Here is a 17,585-nt window from a genome sequence, read left to right on the forward strand (position 1 = left end):
TGGTCGAAGTGCCGGCAAGATTGGTGAGCCCGCCACCGACCGTGCCGAAATTGGTCAGCGTTCCGGAATTGACCACCGCCCCGGTGATCGTCCCGCCGTTGCCGGCCGAACCGGCGTTGGTGAGATTGCCGGTCACCGTGCCGGCGTTGGTGAAGATGGCGTTGTTGGAAACCGACGCGGCGATCGAACCGCTGGCCGCGATGGCGAGCGTCCCGGCCTGGACGGTGGTGGTGCCGGTGTAGCTGCTGGCCCCCGTGAGCGTCAGCGTGCCGGCGCCGAGTTTGACGAGGCCGATCGTCCCACCGGTCGAGGTCAGCGCGTTGGCGATGGTCGCGCCGACGCCGGTGTCGACGTTGACGAAGCTCTGGTTGGCGGTGGTGAAGGGGTCGCCGGTGAGGTTGAGCGTGCCGGCGCCGGTCAGCTGGTAGCCGTCGACCGTGAACTGCACGCCCTGCAGGTTCTGCGCGCCCGCCACCGTCACGGTGCCGGCCGTACCGCCGAAAATCCCGACGCCGGAGCGCCAGACGTCGTTGACCTGCCCGCCGGGCAGCATCGTCCAGTTGGTGTTGGTCCCGTTCCAAGTGCCGGTGCCGCCCTGGGCCCCTGCGGTGGCGCCGGTCATGTCGGCACCGTCGAAGTACTGCACCGACTGCCCGCCGTTGGTGAGCAGCACGTTCACCTGGGTCGGGATGTTGGTGTAGACCAGCGCCGTGCTGTTGGCCGACGGCGTACTCACGCTGCCGAACGCGCCCGAGAGCGCGCCGCCGTAGTTGTACAGCCGGTAGGCGCCCGACACCGGCGCATTCGCGGCGTTGTCGGCGGCGACGAGGCGCAGCGTCCCGGCGAGCGCAAGGTTACCGCCGACATTGATCAGGTCGTTGCTCGATCCGCCGACCACGCCGGGTGCGCCGAACTCGTAGAGCGAGGTCGAGGCACCGTTCAGGGTGTAGTTGCCGGCCACCGTCAGCGTGCCCGGCGAGTTGCCGGCTGAGACCGTACCGCCGACGACGTTGACCGAGCCGGCGATGGTGCCCGAGCCGTGCAGCGTGCCGCCGGTGTTGACGTTGACGGTCGCGCTGTTGTTGGCCGTGTTGCCGAAGACGACGCCCGTCGTACCGGCTCCGCCGATCGACAGGATGCCGGCGTTCACATTGGCCGTACCCGAGAACTGACCGTTGGTCGCGCTGTTCGTGCCGTTGAGGATCGTCGTGCCGCTGCCGGCTTGGTTGAGCACGCCCGCGCCGGTGACGGTGTTGGCGAGCGTGATCGCAGCGGTGTTGGTGAGGTTCAGCACGCTCGGGCCGTTGCCGCCGTTGGCGGCCGCGTTCACGATCGCGATGTTGCCGATGAGCGTGCCGGGCGCGTTGCCGATCGCCAGCGTGCCGCCGTCGATCTGCAGCGCGTTGGCGCCTGCCCCGCCCGTGGTGGCGATGGTGCCGCTGTTGGCGAGCCCCGTGGTGCCGGTGCCGGCCACCCGCAGGCCGATCGCCCCCTGCACGGTGGTGTTGGCGGCCACCGCCGCGGTGTTGCTCGCGCTGTTGCCGGTCAGGAAGATGCCGGCGTTGCCCGCGCCGGCGGCCGTGATCGCGCCGTTGGCGGTTACAGCCACTGCACCCGTGGTACCGGTGGCGACGATGCCCGAGCCGTTGGTCGTGGTGATCGCCCCGGCGGTCACGGCGATCGTCCCCGTGCCGGCCGTGGTCGCGTTGATGCCGGTCGTGCCGGCGGTGATCACGCTGCCGGCGACGCTGCCGACCGCGATGTTGCCCGCGACGTTGGCGGTGTTCTGCGCGTTCACGCCGATGCCGGTCGAGAAGATCGTGTTGTTCGTGACCGTGATCGTGCCGGCCGTGGCCCGCGTCGCGTTGATGCCGATGCCGCCGACGCGGGTGGTCGCGCTCGTGCCGATCTGCCCGCCGGATTGGTTGACGACGATCGCGCCCGCCCCCGTGGCGGTGGCGTTGATGCCGTTGGCCGTGGCCTGGATCGTACCGGCCGTCTGGTTGACCGTGACCGCGCCGGCCACGCCCATCGCGGACACGGCGTTGCCGCCGGTGCCGGTGACATTGGCTCCGACGTTGACCGTGACCGTGCCCGCTGCCGTCCCGTTGGTCGAGCGCGCGTCAATGCCGGTGCCGGCCGAGATCGTCCCGGCGGTGGTCCCGACCGTGACGGCTCCGGCACCGGAGCTGGTGGCCAAGATGCCAGTGGTGCCGGCCGCGACGCTCCCGGAGTTGGACACGCTCACCAAGCCGGCGCCGGTGGCGGTGGCCGAGATGCCGGTGACGAAGTTGTTGGTGATCGTGCCGGAGTTGGCGATCGAGATCGCCGTATCGACGCCGGCGAGGGACCCGAAGGTAACGTTCGAGGCGCCGATCGCGGCATCGCCGGTGCCGGACGGGCGGGTGAGGGTCGCGGCGTTGGTGACCTGAACGTAGCCCGTCCCGGTGGCGGCGCGCGCCACGCCGATGACACCGGCGTTCGCGTTGGTGGACTGGAGCGTCGTGCCCTGCGCGGTGGTGAGTGTTAGGTTGCCGGTGCTGGCGCCGCCCTGGAACGAGGCGTTCACCGCCCCGAACCCGCCGGTGATGTTGCCCTGCGTGGCGACCGTGATGTCGCCGGAGGCGTTGTTGATCGCCCGGATGCTCTCCGCGGTCGAGGTGATCGCCCCCGCGGTGATCGCGATGGTGCCCGAGGTCGAGCGCTGCGTGTTGATGCCGGCTACGCCCGCCGCCGTCCCGGTCGTGTTGATCTGCCCGCCGGATTGGTTGACGACGATCGCGCCGGTGCCGGTCGAAGTCGCGAAGATGCCGTCGCCGCTGGCTTGGATGGTGCCGGCGGTCTGGTTGACGGTGACGGTGCCTGAACCGCTCGTCGCGACGTTGATACCGACGGCGGCGGTGATCGAGGCCGCGTTGCCGACCGTGACGGTGCCCGCCCCCCCGTTCTGATTGAAAGCGATGATGCCCGTGGTCGTGACCGGCGTGCCGGTCCGGCCGATCGTGCCGCCGGCCTGGTTGTCGACGCCGACGTTGCCCGTGCCCGTCGTGCTGTAGGCCACGATGCCGTTGATGAACGCGTCGCCGGCCGCGCCGATCGCGCCGGAGTTGGTCACCGTCACGCCGCTCGTGCCGGTATTGCCCGTGTTGATCGCGTTGAGGCCCGTGCCGTTCGTCACCCCGGTCGCGTGCTGGAGTGCGTCGGAATTGGTGACCGTCAGCAGGCCGCCCGCGTTGCGCGCGTCGATGGCGTTGGCGCCTTGCGCGGACTGGATCGTCCCGCCGCTGGTGTTCACGGTGAGCGTGCCGCTGCCCGCATTCACCGCCAGCACGCCGAGGCCGGTCGGGATGGCGCCGACCGAGCCGCCCGGCGCGCTCGTGAACAGCGTCCGGTAGGGCTGGTTGGTCGCGTTGCCCGCCGGGAACGACGCGCCGCCCTGCCCGGTGACGTTGCCGCCGGTGGTCACCGTGATCGCGCTGGTGTTGCCGGCGTTGGCCTGCGCCAGCACGACGCCGTTTGCGTTGCCGGTCACCGAGCCCATGCCGGTGGTGATGCTGGTCGCGCCCGTGCCCCGGTTGCCGGCGAAGATTCCCTGGCCGTTATAGGCGTCGGTCGTGTCCGAGGCGTTGAACGCGATGGTGTTGTTGCTGGCGACCGAGATCGTCGAGCCGAACGCGCCCGTGCCCTGCTGGTCGGTGATCAGGCCCGAGGAGCCGGTGAAGGTGTTGCCCGTGCCGATGACATTGATCGCCGCGTTGGCGTTCGTGGTCTGCACGAGCATCGCCGGCTGGTCGCCGGTCACGGTGTTGGTGTTGCCGGTGACGTTGATCGTGCCCGCACCGCTGCCGGTGGTGACGACGCGCACGCCCGCGCCGTGCAGGTTGTTCTGTGCCGTGGCTGTCGAGGCGCCGCGGATGGTTGCGTTGGCCCCGGCGATCGTGACGGTGGCCGCGCCGGTGCTGGTGCTTTGAGCGGAGATCGCGTCGGTGGTGCCACCGGTGACGTTGCCGCCGGTGACGATACCGATCGTGCCCGCGCCGTTGGTCTGCGCGATGATACCGCTTGTGTTGCCCGTCACTGCGCCGAGCGCGGCCCCCGCCGTCCCTACGACGATATTGCCGCCGTTGCTGACCGCCCGAATGCCGAAGCCGCCGGTGCCGGTGACCGAGCCGTTGCCGGTGATGGAGATTGCATCAGCCGTGGTCAGGTTGGCGTCGATCCCGTTGACGCCGCTGATCGAGCCCGTGCCCGTGTTGGTGATCGCGACCGCGCCCGTCAGTGCGAAGACACCGCTTTGATTCGGCGCGATGACGCTGCCGGTGTTGTTGAACGTGCCGCCCTGCAGCGCCACGCCCTGGTTGGTGGCGGTGATCGTGCCGGCATTATTGAAGATCCCGCCAGTGTTCACGAGCACCGCGGCCTGGGCCTGCCCACCCGTTGCGCCCGGAACCAGCCCGGCGACGCCGGCTGTGTTCAAAGAACCGCCTGTCCCGAGAGCAAGCGTGCCCTGGTTGGCGACGAGCGCCCCCCCGGTCATCGCGCCCGTCAGCATCTGCGTGCCGGTACCGGTCTTGGCAAAGATACCGGTGCCGTTGGCGTTGATCGCGCCGGCATAGATCCCCCCCGTGGCGTTGCCGCCGCCGACCGTTAGGGTCTGGGCTGCCGTGATCGCCACGGTACCGGCACCCGAGTTGGCGACTGCCGCCCCGCCGTTGAGCGCACCGATCGTCTCCGAGGCCTGGACCGCGAAGGTGCCGCCGCCGCCCGCCGTAAGCGTCACGGTGCCGGCATCCACGATGGCGGCCCCGCCGGTCACTGCCAGTGTGCCGGCGTTGATCGTCGTCGTGCCGGCATAGGTGTTGGTGCCCGACAGCGTCAGCGTGCCCGCGCCGGCCTTGGTCAGCCCGCCCGTTCCGCCGACCGCGCCCGACAGCGTCAGCGCATCGCCGGCCGCGGCTGTCGTCACCGTGCTCGTCGCGTTGAGCGTGACTGTGCCGGCGAGCGAAGCCGTCCCCGTCCCGGTCAAGGCCGATCCACCGTTCAGCGTTACCGCCTCGGCACCGATGGCGACGTTCGCGATGGTCAGGTTACCGCCGGTGGCGACCGTCGTGCCCCCTACGGTGCTGCCCAGCGCCGAAGCGTTGGCTGCCACCAGCGTGCCGGCCGAGATCGTGGTGAGGCCGGTGTAGGTGTTGGCGCCCGAGAGCGTCTGCGTGCCGGTGCCGGCCTTGGTGAGGGCGAGCGGACCGGTCGCGTCTTGGATGATGCCCGAGAACGTGTCCGTCCCGTTGGCGACGCCGACCGTCGTAGTCCGCGTACCGTTGAGATACCCACCCTGCAGCGTCCCGGCGCCGGTGAGCCGGTCGACGAAGATCGTGCCCTCGACCCCGTCGAACGTCGCACCGGAGGCAATGCTCAGGCTGCCCTTGTTGTTCGTCCAGATTCCCTGGTTGTTGTTGCTGCCCTTGAGGATTCCGCCCTGAACATCGATCAGGCCGCCTTGATCGAGTGCGATGGTGACGGTGCCGCCGTTGGCGCCGAAATCGAACTCGCCGATCCCGGTCTTCGCGATGATGCCTGCGCCGGTGAAGGTGTTGCCGGCCTGGGCGATATAGTTGGTCCCCGTATTGTTTAGCGCCACGGTGCTGTTCAGCTCGACGGTGGCGCCGGAGCTGATCGCCACGGTACCGCTGGTGCCGAAGGCGTTGCCGGTGTTCTGCGCGATCACGCGCCCGCCCGTCACGGCGGTGGTGAGCGCGCCGTTGTAGCTGCCGGTCAGCGTCAGCGTGCCCGACTGATGCGTGTAGCTCTCGAAGTTCGACATGTTGGACTGGTTGAGCGCGCCCGTGCCGTTCGCGCCGAGGACGCTGACCAGCGCGTCGGTGCCGGCGCCGGCGTTGATCGCGCCGCCGACCGTGCCGCCCCGGTAGGTGAAGGTGTCGTTCGCGCCCCCGAAGGTGGCGGCCTGCATCGTACCGGTGGCACCGAGGGTGAAGTTCACGGCGCCGGTAGCACTGCCGCCGTTGTAGTTGCCGTTCAGCGCACCCGAGACCGTGACGGTGCGCGAGCCCGCACCGGTCGAGACGACGTTGCCGGTCGTGGTCGAGCCCGACAGCAGGGTCACGGTGCCGGCATTGTCGCTCGCGATGTTGATCGCCGTGGCGGCGGTGATCGCCGATGCGTTGGTGATCGACACCGTACCCGTCGCACCGCCGCTGGTGGCCGCACTCACACCGGTGTCGAATGCGGTCGTGCCGCCGATCGCGGCACCGACGTTGACGACGATGTTACCCGTGCCGCCCGTTGCCGAGACGAGGATACCCGTGCCGGTGCCTGCAGCAGCGCTATCGATCGTGCCGCCCGTGATCGTGGTGACGGAATTTCCACCCGCCGCACTGCTCGCGCGGATACCGACGCTGCTGGCGGTGATCGCTGAGCCGGAGCTGACGGTGTTGCCGCCCGGACCTTGCGCGTCGATACCGATGGCGGTGTTCGCGCCGCTGATGGACCCACCGGTGGTCTGGATATCCGTCCCGCCATTACCGCCAGCGTAGATGCCGGTGGCAAAACCCGTGATCGTCGCGCTGCCGAGATGGAGGATGGTGCCGTTCCCGCGCCCATCGACGCCAGTCACCGCGGTGCCGTTGGCCGTGTAGGTGTTGTCGCCTGTAAAGTTGACGACGTTGATGAAGCCGGCTGCCCTGAGCACCGCACCGTAGCTGCCGGTCAGCACGTCCCCACTATCGCCGATCCCACCCTGTCCTTGCGCCCAGGTTAGGTTTCCGCCTGTCGTCGTGGTCATCAGCAGGGCTGCGCCGCCGCTCACCGTCGTCGTGAGACGGTTCGATCCGTATGTGAAGAGGACAGCGGATGAACCGTTGGTCGATGATTGCTGTTCCAGCCCGTTGATTGTCCCGGTCCCGGACGTGTTGTTGACGATGACGTTGGTAGCCGTGATGCCGGCATTAACCGTACCTGTGACCAGCACGCCGCTGTTGGCGGCTTGCGACTTCGCGCCCGTACCAGTGATGGTACCGCCGCCCGCGGGCGTGAAGGTCTGAGCCGCAGCCGGCGTCATTGCCGCCGACGCGCTGAGAAGACCCGACGCGATGGCAGCCCCTCGCATCGCGCCCAGGCACTTCCGCCGCCCAAGACGGGCCGCTGGCCTCACCTTGCGCACCCGCGCCGCCCGCAGCGGGTTCAGACGGGCCAGCAACGAGGCCGGGGTCTCGACAGCGAGCGTCAGCAGGCGGGCGATCCGCGCCCGCAGTAGGGAGGCGGAGGCGGCCAGATGCAGCACGGTCGGCCGCTCGGCGGTCCGGATCGAGATCCCCACCAGCGCCGTCGAGGCCACGTACGCCTGATGCAGCGCGCGCGCGTTCGATGTCCGCTGTGCCATGTGAGTACCCCTACGCAATCGGATCGCGGCCTCTTCGGCCTGTTGTCCGTGCGATACCGTGTTGCTGGATTTTGTCGTTGTCTCAGCGTCCCAATTTCGCTGCCTCAGGTCCGGTCCGCATCGAGCCTGTAGTTTCGATGTGACAGTGCCAAATCTGCAACAGGGCAAGTTGTTCGTATGTGGTTGGGGAAAAACCGCACGCGCCTTTATGATGCCATGACTCTACTGACCGAAAGGCATGAGCGCCGTGGTCTTCTGCTAACTGGAAAAGCCGGAGAAACAGACCTCGGATCGCGGAGGCGTACGACGCAATCAGATCGTAGCCCTCATCGATGATCGGCTCGCCGACAGAGATCTGAAGCCCGGATTGATCCAGACGCAGTTCGGGATCGCTCGGTCGACGCTGTACAGGCTGGTCGAACCCTGGGGCGGTCTCGGAGGGCGGATCCGGATCCACCGGATCGACAAGGCGGCCGCAGTCATTTTGGCCGATCTGGATGGCTTCCGCGATATCAAGCAGATTGCCAAGCAGGACGGCTTCTCATCGGCTCCGCATATCGGTCGGGCTTTTGCAGCGGGTCGTGTCCCCTGGCGTGGTGTAGCGTCCAGCGAAGCCACCACGATCACCGGCCGGCGCCGAGAGGATCGGGCTGCCAGGATCGGCAGGCTGACGAGGGGATCATCGCCGATTGGGGCGATGCTTTCCAGGGTGATGTAGCGGGATCGCTGGACGGCCCACTCGTCGTTCAGCTCCAGCAGGATCGCGCCGACGAGGCGGGTGATGGCAGTCTCGTCGGGGAAGATGCCGACCACCCGGGTCCGGCGCTTGATCTCTCCGTTGAGGCGTTCGAGCGGGTTCGTGAAGTGCAGCTTGACCCGGTGGGCGGCCGGGAAGCCCCGGGTAGGCCGGCACGTCGGGTTCAGCCGCGTCCATCAGGGCGGCGAGCTTGTGCACCTCGGGCCGGAGCTGGTCGGCCATCCGCCGCCACTGTGCCTTGGCCGCGGCATGGCTATTCTGCTAGACGATTGGCCTAACTTACCGCTCCCACTGAGAGAATATGACAAGTTCTGGCATCCCGCAGGCGAAGACCCCCCAACGAAGGTATCTGAGCAGGGCGTCGGGCGACAGCTTCGGCTTCTATCACGATATGATCCAGTCGAGTGGAGCGGCGACGTACCTCCTCGGCAATACATTCGAGGCGACCATCGCCGCGCAACATTTCGGTCGCTTGACGCTGTACGATCGGCAACTCATCGGCGCCGACCATAGGCGGGAGCCCGTGCACATTCGGCGCGACGGTTTCGAGCACTACTATCTCCAGATCTTACGATCCGGCCGGGTCGTGAGCGGTCGGCCTGGGGAGGAGCGTCGTCTCGTCCCGGGTGACGCTATTCTCTTCGATGCGACCCGACCGATGCGGTCGATCGTGGACGATGGCGATGTCGTCACGATCATCCTGGCCCGCGATCAAGTCGAGGCGGTCGCGCCGGACGTGCGCCGTCTGCATGGAAGCATCCTTCCTGGGAGTGAGACAGGCTCGCTCGGCCAAGCTGTGCTTTCTTTCATGCGCTGTGCATCGAGTTTCCCGGAGACCTCGGCCGCCGGGGTCGGTCACGTCATCACCAGCATGCTCGGCCAGATCCAGGGAAGATCCGATGCGGCCTATAGTGACGCTATCGGCGAAAGCAATTTGGAATTGTCGCGGCGCCTCAGAGCGGAAATCTTCATCGACAACAACCTCGGGTCGGATTTGAGCTCCGCCGCCGTCGCCCATAGCCTCGGCGTTTCCAGATCTTCTTTGTATCGTGCGATGCAAGCCGTCGGCGGCGTCGAAACGGTCGTCAAGCGTCGGCGTGCCGCTCGTCTGAGAATGCTGATATCCCGACCGCATACAGCAATGTCGATCGGTTTTTTCGCGGAAAAGGTCGGTTTTTCAAGTATCAGTCACAGCTCGCGCGCATTCAAGGAACTCTACGGACAATCGCCCAAACAGTTTCGGGCGGCTCTTCGATCCGACGCCATTTCGGCGGCTCAAACTTTACACCCCGGGCGAATGCGGGATTGGTACGGCACCATAAACGACTGAATGGTTGCAGTTAATTCAGGTCTGTGTCGCCCTTGATTTCTTTGCGGGCTAAACACAGCGGTCAGGGTTATATAGGCTTCGAGGAGAAGCAGGCCAGCCCCGGCCCCGATCGTTGAGTAGTCCTTGAACGCGTAAGCTCGGCGAATTTAGGCCATTACCGTCGAAGAACTGTTTCAAGACTGGTCCATAAATCTATCGACCAATTTCCGGCGCCGGCCTCTTGGACGCGGTAGGCCGATCGGAAAGACTGCCTTCATTGGTGACTCGGGATGGGTTGCGTCGGTCTTGTGGGAGACGGGTGATGCCGTGCTCTGTTGCACGAACCAGTCTGACAATGGCTCTTCCGGTCAAGCCGGGTACCGCGGCGATCTCCTGCAGGATTGCTCGCAGCAGTCGGCCAGCCAGGAAGCCGCGCTCTACATCGAGCCGGGCCTCTGCCCGTGCTGGCGGGATCACGCCGGACCGGACGAAGGCAGTACGGTCCTCGACATGATCGACGACGTTGACCTTGTCGGCGTAGCGTCGCGCCTCGACGAACAGCCGCTCGTGGAGTTCGGCGTTGCTCGGCACCCTGCGAGGGTCCGATCCGCGGCCACGCACCGCCGCCTCTATCCGGTCGCGCTCGACCACGAGCCAGGCGTCGTGGCGATGGCGGGTCAGCCCAACATAGAGTTCGCGCGCATCGCTCACGGTGGCGCCGTAATAGACGCAGGCCAAGGCGGTTCGTCCCTGGACCGAGTAGGCCGTTCCTGCAATCGCCAGGCTGATCCGAGGCAGCGTCGGTGCAGGGGGCCGTCCCGGTACGGAATCCCGGACCAATGCGGCATAGGCGTCCTCGATCCTGCGGCCATCCTCCAGGCGCACCGCGATCCGTACCTCACCCTTCTCGTCCGCGCCGATCACCTCGACCGTACCGCGGGTGCCGTTGCGGATACCGTGCCGCCTGATTCCCTCGCCGAACCGGATCTTGTCGCCGGTTGCCAAGTTCAGCGTCGCCGGCTTGTTCTCGCGGTCCCGCGCGCGGACCTCGACGTCGGTTCCGGTGATTTGCCCCTCGGCACGCAGGACGGCGCGAGCTGCCGTGTTCAGCGCAGCGGCATCACGGTTGCGGCGGGTGACGATCAGGACCTCGCTGTTGCCGTAGCGTTCGCGTGCCGCCGTCCAGAGCGCGATCACCTTGTCCTGCGCTGCCGTCGCCCCGCTCACGAGTTCGATCCGCTCGTGTCTCGCATAGGCGCGAAGCCCCGCCTCGACCTCGCCGCGCGCCATCAGGATCGAAGCGGCGCGTTGCCATGGCACCGCCTGGCGTCGCACTTCTCTCAGCGTTGCGTGCCGCCCGAGCACGTCGACGACCGCACGCAACGCCGATCCACCCGGCACGGCCGCGAGTTGGCGTCGGTCACCGAGCAGGATCGTGCGTGCGCCCCCGTTCGGTGCTGCTGCAACGGTGCAGAGAACGAAGGCCATGTCCTTGGTGCCGACCATGCCGGCTTCGTCGCAAAGGACGAGGGTGTTGCCATCAAGCGGCGGGATCCGGCCGTGTTCGAGATCGTAACGCCACTGGGCGATGGCGAAGGTCTCGATTCCCGTCGAGGCGGCGAGTTCTTGGGCTGCGACCCAGCTCGGTGCCAGGCCGATCACGGTAAGCCCGGACGCCTTGGCGGCTTTCACGACCACGCGTGCGGTCGTCGTCTTGCCCGTCCCGGCACCCGCCTCAAGGACGCTGACGCCACCGGCATCCGGGCCCGCGACGTGGATGACCGCCTCACGCTGTTCGGCCGAGAGTTCTGGCGCCGCTTCGATCGCCGCCGTCACGGCCTCGGGCTGGAACCGTGATCTAGCCTCCGGTCGGTCGGCTGCGCGGAGCAGCGCGGCCTCGGCAGCGGCGATGCCGGGCGTGGTCCAGCAGGCTTGCCCGTCGGACGGGCTGAGGCGGACAAGCTGGCCCTGCTCCTCCAGCGCTGTAATCTCCGCCCGAACCGCCGCGATCCCGATGCCCTGAAGCGAGGCGTCGTTCAGCGCCTGCTCGATCAGGCTCTTGCGGTCGACGACGTTCTGATGCCGGAACAAGGCAGAGGCTGCTCGCGCCACCGGCGTCTCGCCGGCAATCTCGGGCGGATCGAAACCGGGCTCGCGCCCGACATCCTGCTCGGGCTCATGCGCCCTGTCCTGATCGGCAACCGGAACCCGGCTCGCCGCGCGCACTGCGGCCCATGGGTCGAGATCGAAGCCGGCAAGCTCCTGGCGCCAGCGCTGCTCCAGTTCGGCGCCGGTCGGCAGATCGGCCTTGGCCGCGCGGGTGGAGAGCGCAGCCACCTCCTTCTGCGATCCGGAGACCGATGCGCGATCCCCGCCGATCGCCGCCTCGATCGCCGCCGACCGCTTGGAAAACGCAGCGATCACCGCGTCGGAGATGCCGCGGATCTCGAACTGACCCTGGCCGGCCGAGCGCAGGGCCAGACCGAACTCGCGCGACAATCCTTCCGCGAGGGCCACCCTGAACGCCGAGCCTACGACCTTTTGCCAATCGAATAACTTGGTCGGCTCAAGTGTTCGATATTTACCATCAGTACATTGAGAAACGTTTATCAGGACACAGTGAGTATGGCAGTTGGGATCGCCGTCTCGCGTCGTATAATGGTTAAAGCGCCCGACCATGAGATCGGTCGGTTGCTCGCGCAGATACCCGCCCGCCCCGAGCCGGACCTCGACGAGCCCTTCCTCGCGCAGGAACTCCAGCGCCTCCGTCACCGCGGCGGCGTGGATTGCTTCCAGCTGAGCACGCTGGTCAGCTCCGCCATTGGCCCAGAGGATCGAGAAGGTCTTGGGCGCGGTCAGGCACACGTCCCACCCCGCCCTGTGGCCCTCGCCGGCGCCGCGGACGAGCGATCCACCGGTGCGCGGATCGCGACCGGCACAGAGATCTTGGAAGCTCGCGAGATCAATCGCCGCTCCGTTGCGGACGACGCTGCCGGCGCTGGTCCACCACCGGCCGCCGCCGTCCTTGGCGTAGTACTCGTCGCGGTTCCTGGCCTCGCGATTTGGGTCGTTGGTATAGTAGGCGCCGGCGCTCGCTCCAGCCCCGAGGGTGTGGAGGCTCGCTGTCATGGGTCGGGCGATGAAGCGGGCGGATCGTAACGACAGATCGAGCCAACCAAGTCGGGCGGCGGTACAGCCAAAACCTCTCCGACGAGCCCGGCCAAGGCGGCAAGGCCATCCTTCACGAGGTTGACCTCGTCGGTGACGCGGGCATACGCGGTGACGCCGTCGAGTTCGTTGCGCACCGCCCGCAGCACGAGGTCGACCGGCGAGAGGCCGCTTCGCTCGGCGGCCTCGGCCAGACGGGTACCAAGATCGGCATCGAAGGTCACGGTCAGGGTGCGGATAGGTTGCATGGCGCGGCGATCGGCGTTGGATTGGGGCGGTGGACGAACAGGCGGCGAGGCAGGCGAACCTGCTCCGGCTTTCGGCTGTCGGGCAAGCTCAAAGCCAACGCTCTCGCCCCCGAAACGCCCCTTGGTTAACGCCGAGCAGCTTTAGTGCGTACGGTGTGATACCCCTTCTGTTGCTGCGCTTCTTACCGTACTCTTGCCGTACCTTACTGCGCTCCGACCGTGCCTTGCTGCTCCTTACCGTACCCTAACGCATCCTTACCGCGCTCGTCGGCATTGGCGTCGTCGCCATCACCGGACGGCAACGGGGCGCATGCTACCTCCGTCCCATGCCGAAGCCGCCGCACCTCGATCTCCGCCGCCTCGAACGGGACGTGGCAAGTGCCGCGCCGCGGTCCGCCGGGCTCGCACCGGGTGGCCGATCCGCCACGGGCCTGATGGCGCTCGTGCGCGACAACCTCGACGCGCTTGTGGCGATGCAGGCCGGCGGCGTAACCTGGAACGCCATCGCGGCCGCGCTGACCAAGCAAGGCTATGCGACCGGTGATGGCCGTGACCTGACCGGTGCCCAGGTCACCGGCATCGTGTCGAGCGTGCGCCGGCAGGCGAAACGCCGTGCGGCCAAAGCGGCGACGCGGCAAACGCGGGCCGATCTGCCGCAGCCGGTAGCCGAACGCGGAACCGAGCGCCGCCTCAACCTATCCGCCGATCTCGTGCAGCCGACCGCTTCCCGCGACCTCGTCGTCTCGGATGCAGCCGACACCGAGGACGCCATTCGGCGCGAGAACCTCGACAAGCTCCAGGGTCTCCTGAAGCCAACCACTCCCAAGAAGGATTGATCCGATGCCCCGTATCCTGCTCGTGGTTCAAGACAAGGGTGGCGTCGGCAAGTCGATCGTCGCGCGAGCGCTGGCCGACGCCGTGCCCGAGGCACCGCTGATCGAGGTTGATGCCTCGCAACGGCTTCTCGAATTAAGGGACCGCGTCCAGTTTTTCCCGATGCGCGCCGACCGCGCCGCGATCGAACGGACCGGCGGTCGCGCGGCGAGAGCCGAGTTCGATCCGATCATCGATGCGATGACGGCCGCGACCCTGCCGACCATCGCCGATATCGGCGCCAACACCTCGGCGAGTTTCCTTGCTCTGCTCGCAGACCTCGCCCCGGACCTGAAGGAGGCCGGGGTCGCGATCGGCGTGCTCGTCCTCGTCACCGCCGAACCGGGTGCGCTCGCCGAGGCGCCCCGCCTGCTCAAGCTCGCTGAGCCGTTCGCTGCGGCGCGCTTCGTGGTCGAGAACCGCCTTCGCGGCGAAGTCGATGCCAAGACGCTGGCCAAGATCGGCACCGGCGCGACCGTGACCATGCTTGCCGAGCAGGTCATGGAAGAGAAGGCGGTCGAGATCCTGCAGGCAGGCGGCCTGGCGAGCATCCCGCAGCTCGATGCGGCCAAACTGAACGAACGCCACGGGCTGGCCCTCGGCTCCAGAATCCGACGCGACCTGACGCGCTTCCGCGCCGAGGCGATGCAAGCCGTCAAGCCGGCTGCCGAGTGGCTGGTCGGATGAGGCCGCCGGAGCCGCCAGTCCGCCCCGCACGGGCAGGTCCCGACCTTGCGCTGAGGCAGGCGCGGGCGGAGGCCGATGCGGCCGAGCGTGCCGTCTCGGCTGCGAGTGCGCAGCGCTTGACGGAATGCCTCGGCTTGGCCCTGGCCGACCGCATCCGCTACCTCGACGATCCCGATCTCGTCCCGGCCGACCGCGTCGCGCTGCGTCGCTCTCTGGAGGCGATTTTCGTGCCCGAGCGACGCCGAATCCCGCTTCCCCGGCTCTGGCGGAGGGGAGGGCTCAGGCGCCGCCTGGGGTCCGCCCTGATCCGAATGACGCTCTCGCCGATCACCATCGGCCTGATCGTCGTCGGCGGTCCCTGGCTCGCTTTGTCCTGGCAGAACACCCGGCCCCTGGCCGTCCTGACCCAGAAGGGAGTCGCGACCTTCAGGCTGCCGGACGGCAGCGAGCAGGTCCTCGCCCTGTCCCAGGGGTGGACGGCGCCGGTGTTTGATCGAACCGCCGCCGATCCGGTGATCGGGGTGTGGTACCCACGCCTCGGCTACGCCACGGCAGCCGTGCCGAGAGCCGCCCTGCAGATCCAGCCCTGAACTGCTACGACCGGGTCGGTCCGACGGGTTGCGCCCCGTCGAGCAGCCCCGCGAACCGGGCATCATCGTACTTGGTCTTGCGCAGCTTGAGCGGGTCGGTGGTGTAGCGGCCCGAGTTGAGGAACACGATCGTGTGGTCCTTGGTGGCCCCTGCCAAGGCGGTCGGCGCAACGAGATCGACGGAGACCGGAACATCGTGGATGTCGGGTCCGCCGTTTCGGCCCGGACGCGGATCGGCCCCGGTCCAGGTGCCGAGCGAAGTGGACCATTTCTGCCGCTCCTGACCCTGCGCCATCGACAGATTGAACAGCATCAGCGCCTCGGCCGTCCCGATGATCGTGTCGGCGCCCGTCGTCCCGTAGAGTTCCTCGATCTGTGAACTCGTCTGCCAGAACGTCCACAACGACATCCCGTAGCCCGGCAGCTCGCCGACGCCTCGCAGGATCGCATCGAAGGAGCCGAGCACTGCTGCCTCGTCGATGATCGCCACGATCCGCTCGGAGGCGCGCGTCTCGCGGACGGCTGTGAACAAGTCGGCGAGCAACCACCTGACGAACGGGGCGAGGATCGCACGGCGGTTGTCGGCCGGAAGCACAATGTAGAGATCGGTGTCGCCGCGGCAGAGATCACTCAACTCGAAGGTATGCTCGGTGACCACCTGCTGCATGCGCTCGTCGAGGGCCCAACTGAATACCTGTGCCGCCGTCGACAGGATCGCTCCGCGGGAGCGATCGTCGGGTGAATCGAGGATCCCGAGCGCATCGCGTGATGCGGCATCGGTCCGGCCGTCGAGCGCAGCCTTCAGCCGGACAGGGTCGCGGATCAGGTCGGCCGCCTCGATGACGTCGTTTCGGCCTCTCCTGATCGACACGCTCAGCGCCGCGACGACGACCGAGACGGCGCGGTCCTTGAAGAACTCGCCGCCATCCGAGGACTGCACCCGGTCCGGCAGCAACGCGCGGGCCATGCTCTGCAGGTAGAGCACGTCGCCCGCATCGCGCTTGAGCAACGGGTTCCAGCGATCCCCACCTTGAGCGATCCCGACCGGATCGATGCAGCGGACCCGGCGCCCGAGCGCCTCGCGCCGGCGGCGCACCGCCCTCACCACATCGCCCTTGGGATCGACGACCACGACCGGGCCGGCCCACGCGCCGGGCTCCGGAAGGATCAAGTTGGGCAGGATCAACCCAGAGGTCTTGCCCGACCTCGGCGGCGCGATGGCTACCAAGTTGCCCTCGACCTGGATGCGGACCGTCCGGTCCGTATCGGGATCGATACCGAGTTCAAGACCCCTGCGCATGCGAGCGAGATCCTTGGGACCGGCCCACTTGGCATCGCCGTAGCGCTTGGAGCGATGGCGGACCGGCACGAGCTTGCCGCTCATCAGCACGATCACGATGGCTAGCGCTGCGGCAGCGACGATCGCGGCCAAAGCGACACGGCCGCCGCCCGGAAGGCCGTCCGATCGGCCGAGTGCCATGTTCGTGTATGTTCTGCCGATCCGCTGGACGAAAAAACCAGACTTCTCGCCGAGAGTCGCGCCCTCCGGTGAGAACCAGGCTCCGGGGAGGCCGGGACCAGATGGCCATCCCGCTGGATTTAGGCCATGCGTTGCAATGAATGCGGCTGGGTAGCCAAAACTTAGCATAACGACGACGACGATGATCAAGGCAATAGAGCGTTTAAGAATTTTTTCTTGATGCATTTTCTTGTTCCAGCAGAATAGTAAAAATAGATAAAAATATCCTAGAAATATCTTTCATTATTTGGTTCGTTTATACTCGTGTGACTTGAATGAATTCGCCCTTTTCTTGAATATCGAAAAATCATCTCTTTGTTTGCTGCATGGTCCATTGCGTTACCCTCTTTAATAAGTCGGACGTTTGACCCAGACAGAATTTTAGATTGGGACAAGGCGTTTACAAGATCGATAAAAGCCTTCGAGTTATTTTCGATCGACCGCATGACTTTCAGACAAAAAGCCAGTTCGTGAAAATTATTTGATATCTCGGACGTTTGATTGATAAATTGTTGATAATCGATAGACGAGCCAATTTGATTTTGTAGGTAATCATCGAAACTGAGGTTATTCAAAGTTTTATTGTTTTCTAACAAATAAAAATAAATCGAGCCGGCAACGCCGCCCGACTGGAAGAACGTCGAGCTCCCTTGAGTTCTAATTAGAACCTGCTTTCCAAACCTTTTTCCATCATAAAAATCTTCTATGGAAGCGTAGAGGATCCGATGTTGTTGTTCTAATGCGATTAATGCATGCCCAACCTCATGTGCTGCTGCTTGATGATCACTGAAATCTCCTTCAGCAACGTCGGGTCGGTCGATCCTCAACGGCTGTGGTGAGTCTAGATTATTATTTTGGCGCGACTTAAATCTTGCTGCACGCAGCGCTTTTATAATAAAACTTTTAATCTGAGGGGTCATTCGAAGCGTCCCTGTCTGTTAGTTAAGCAATATGGCCGTGCAAATAAATTTTTTGTAAAAATTGCTTGCCGAAATAATAAAATTCGTAGAATATAAGTTGATAAATTATGGAAAC

10 protein-coding genes and 1 pseudogene are annotated in these 17,585 nt (G+C 66.0%); 5 read left to right on the forward strand and 6 right to left on the reverse strand.

Annotated elements, in window-relative coordinates; genetic code table 11:
- Positions 1-7,399: autotransporter-associated beta strand repeat-containing protein (locus ACFE86_RS05655; RefSeq protein ID WP_375454349.1), on the reverse strand; the 7,399-nt coding region annotated here is incomplete at its 3' end.
- A gap of 367 nt (positions 7,400-7,766) precedes the next feature.
- Here ACFE86_RS05655 and ACFE86_RS05660 point away from each other — a divergent pair.
- Positions 7,767-8,117, forward strand: a complete 351-nt coding sequence (locus tag ACFE86_RS05660) for a hypothetical protein (protein WP_375454383.1) — start codon at positions 7,767-7,769, stop codon at positions 8,115-8,117.
- Here ACFE86_RS05660 and ACFE86_RS05665 read toward each other — a convergent pair.
- A pseudogene (locus tag ACFE86_RS05665) lies at positions 8,048-8,402 on the reverse strand (transposase); the annotation flags it as partial. The gene ACFE86_RS05660 and the pseudogene ACFE86_RS05665 overlap by 70 nt on opposite strands.
- Before the next feature lie 55 nt (positions 8,403-8,457).
- Between ACFE86_RS05665 and ACFE86_RS05670 the strand changes: the two are divergent.
- The gene (locus ACFE86_RS05670) at positions 8,458-9,486 is read left to right on the forward strand and encodes a helix-turn-helix domain-containing protein (protein WP_375454350.1); all 1,029 of its coding nucleotides are present in this window, start codon (positions 8,458-8,460) and stop codon (positions 9,484-9,486) included.
- A gap of 192 nt (positions 9,487-9,678) precedes the next feature.
- Here the strand turns inward: ACFE86_RS05670 and mobF are convergent, their stop codons facing one another.
- Positions 9,679-12,594, reverse strand: coding sequence for a MobF family relaxase (gene mobF / locus ACFE86_RS05675; protein ID WP_375454351.1), 2,916 nt, complete (start codon positions 12,592-12,594; stop codon positions 9,679-9,681).
- A complete protein-coding gene (locus tag ACFE86_RS05680) occupies positions 12,591-12,857 on the reverse strand; it encodes a hypothetical protein (RefSeq protein ID WP_375454352.1) in 267 nt (88 codons plus the stop codon). The genes mobF and ACFE86_RS05680 overlap by 4 nt, the downstream gene beginning before the upstream one ends.
- Before the next feature lie 350 nt (positions 12,858-13,207).
- Between ACFE86_RS05680 and ACFE86_RS05685 the strand changes: the two genes are divergently transcribed.
- The 3 genes from ACFE86_RS05685 to ACFE86_RS05695 all read left to right on the forward strand — a co-directional run bounded on the left by ACFE86_RS05685 (position 13,208) and on the right by ACFE86_RS05695 (position 15,031).
- Positions 13,208-13,717 carry a hypothetical protein gene (locus tag ACFE86_RS05685; protein WP_375454353.1) on the forward strand — a complete coding sequence of 170 codons (510 nt, stop codon included), beginning with the start codon at positions 13,208-13,210 and terminating at the stop codon, positions 13,715-13,717.
- A gap of 4 nt (positions 13,718-13,721) precedes the next feature.
- The gene (locus ACFE86_RS05690) at positions 13,722-14,441 is read left to right on the forward strand and encodes a hypothetical protein (protein ID WP_375454354.1); all 720 of its coding nucleotides are present in this window, start codon (positions 13,722-13,724) and stop codon (positions 14,439-14,441) included.
- Positions 14,442-14,575: 134 nt separating this feature from the next.
- On the forward strand, positions 14,576-15,031 hold the full coding sequence (locus ACFE86_RS05695; protein WP_375454355.1) for a hypothetical protein: 456 nt from the start codon (positions 14,576-14,578) through the stop codon (positions 15,029-15,031).
- Between the two features lie 4 nt (positions 15,032-15,035).
- On the opposite strand, the gene ACFE86_RS05700 is transcribed toward ACFE86_RS05695, so the two are convergent.
- Positions 15,036-16,511, reverse strand: coding sequence for a type IV secretory system conjugative DNA transfer family protein (locus tag ACFE86_RS05700; RefSeq protein ID WP_375454356.1), 1,476 nt, complete (start codon positions 16,509-16,511; stop codon positions 15,036-15,038).
- 266 nt (positions 16,512-16,777) lie between these two features.
- On the reverse strand, positions 16,778-17,470 hold the full coding sequence (locus ACFE86_RS05705; protein ID WP_375454357.1) for a hypothetical protein: 693 nt from the start codon (positions 17,468-17,470) through the stop codon (positions 16,778-16,780).
- Positions 17,471-17,585: the final 115 nt, after the last annotated feature.

Origin of the sequence: uncultured Methylobacterium sp. (genome assembly GCF_964244095.1) — a bacterium.
In the GTDB taxonomy this organism is placed as follows: domain Bacteria; phylum Pseudomonadota; class Alphaproteobacteria; order Rhizobiales; family Beijerinckiaceae; genus Methylobacterium.

Excerpts from the sequence above, each read along its gene's own strand:
- ACFE86_RS05670 (WP_375454350.1), top strand. The coding sequence starts at position 8,458 with ATGACAAGTTCTGGCATCCCGCAGGCGAAGACCCCCCAACGAAGGTAT.
- mobF (WP_375454351.1), bottom strand. The coding sequence starts at position 12,594 with ATGACAGCGAGCCTCCACACCCTCGGGGCTGGAGCGAGCGCCGGCGCC.
- ACFE86_RS05685 (WP_375454353.1), top strand. The coding sequence starts at position 13,208 with ATGCCGAAGCCGCCGCACCTCGATCTCCGCCGCCTCGAACGGGACGTG.
- ACFE86_RS05690 (WP_375454354.1), top strand. The coding sequence starts at position 13,722 with ATGCCCCGTATCCTGCTCGTGGTTCAAGACAAGGGTGGCGTCGGCAAG.
- ACFE86_RS05700 (WP_375454356.1), bottom strand. The coding sequence starts at position 16,511 with ATGGCACTCGGCCGATCGGACGGCCTTCCGGGCGGCGGCCGTGTCGCT.
- ACFE86_RS05705 (WP_375454357.1), bottom strand. The coding sequence starts at position 17,470 with ATGACCCCTCAGATTAAAAGTTTTATTATAAAAGCGCTGCGTGCAGCA.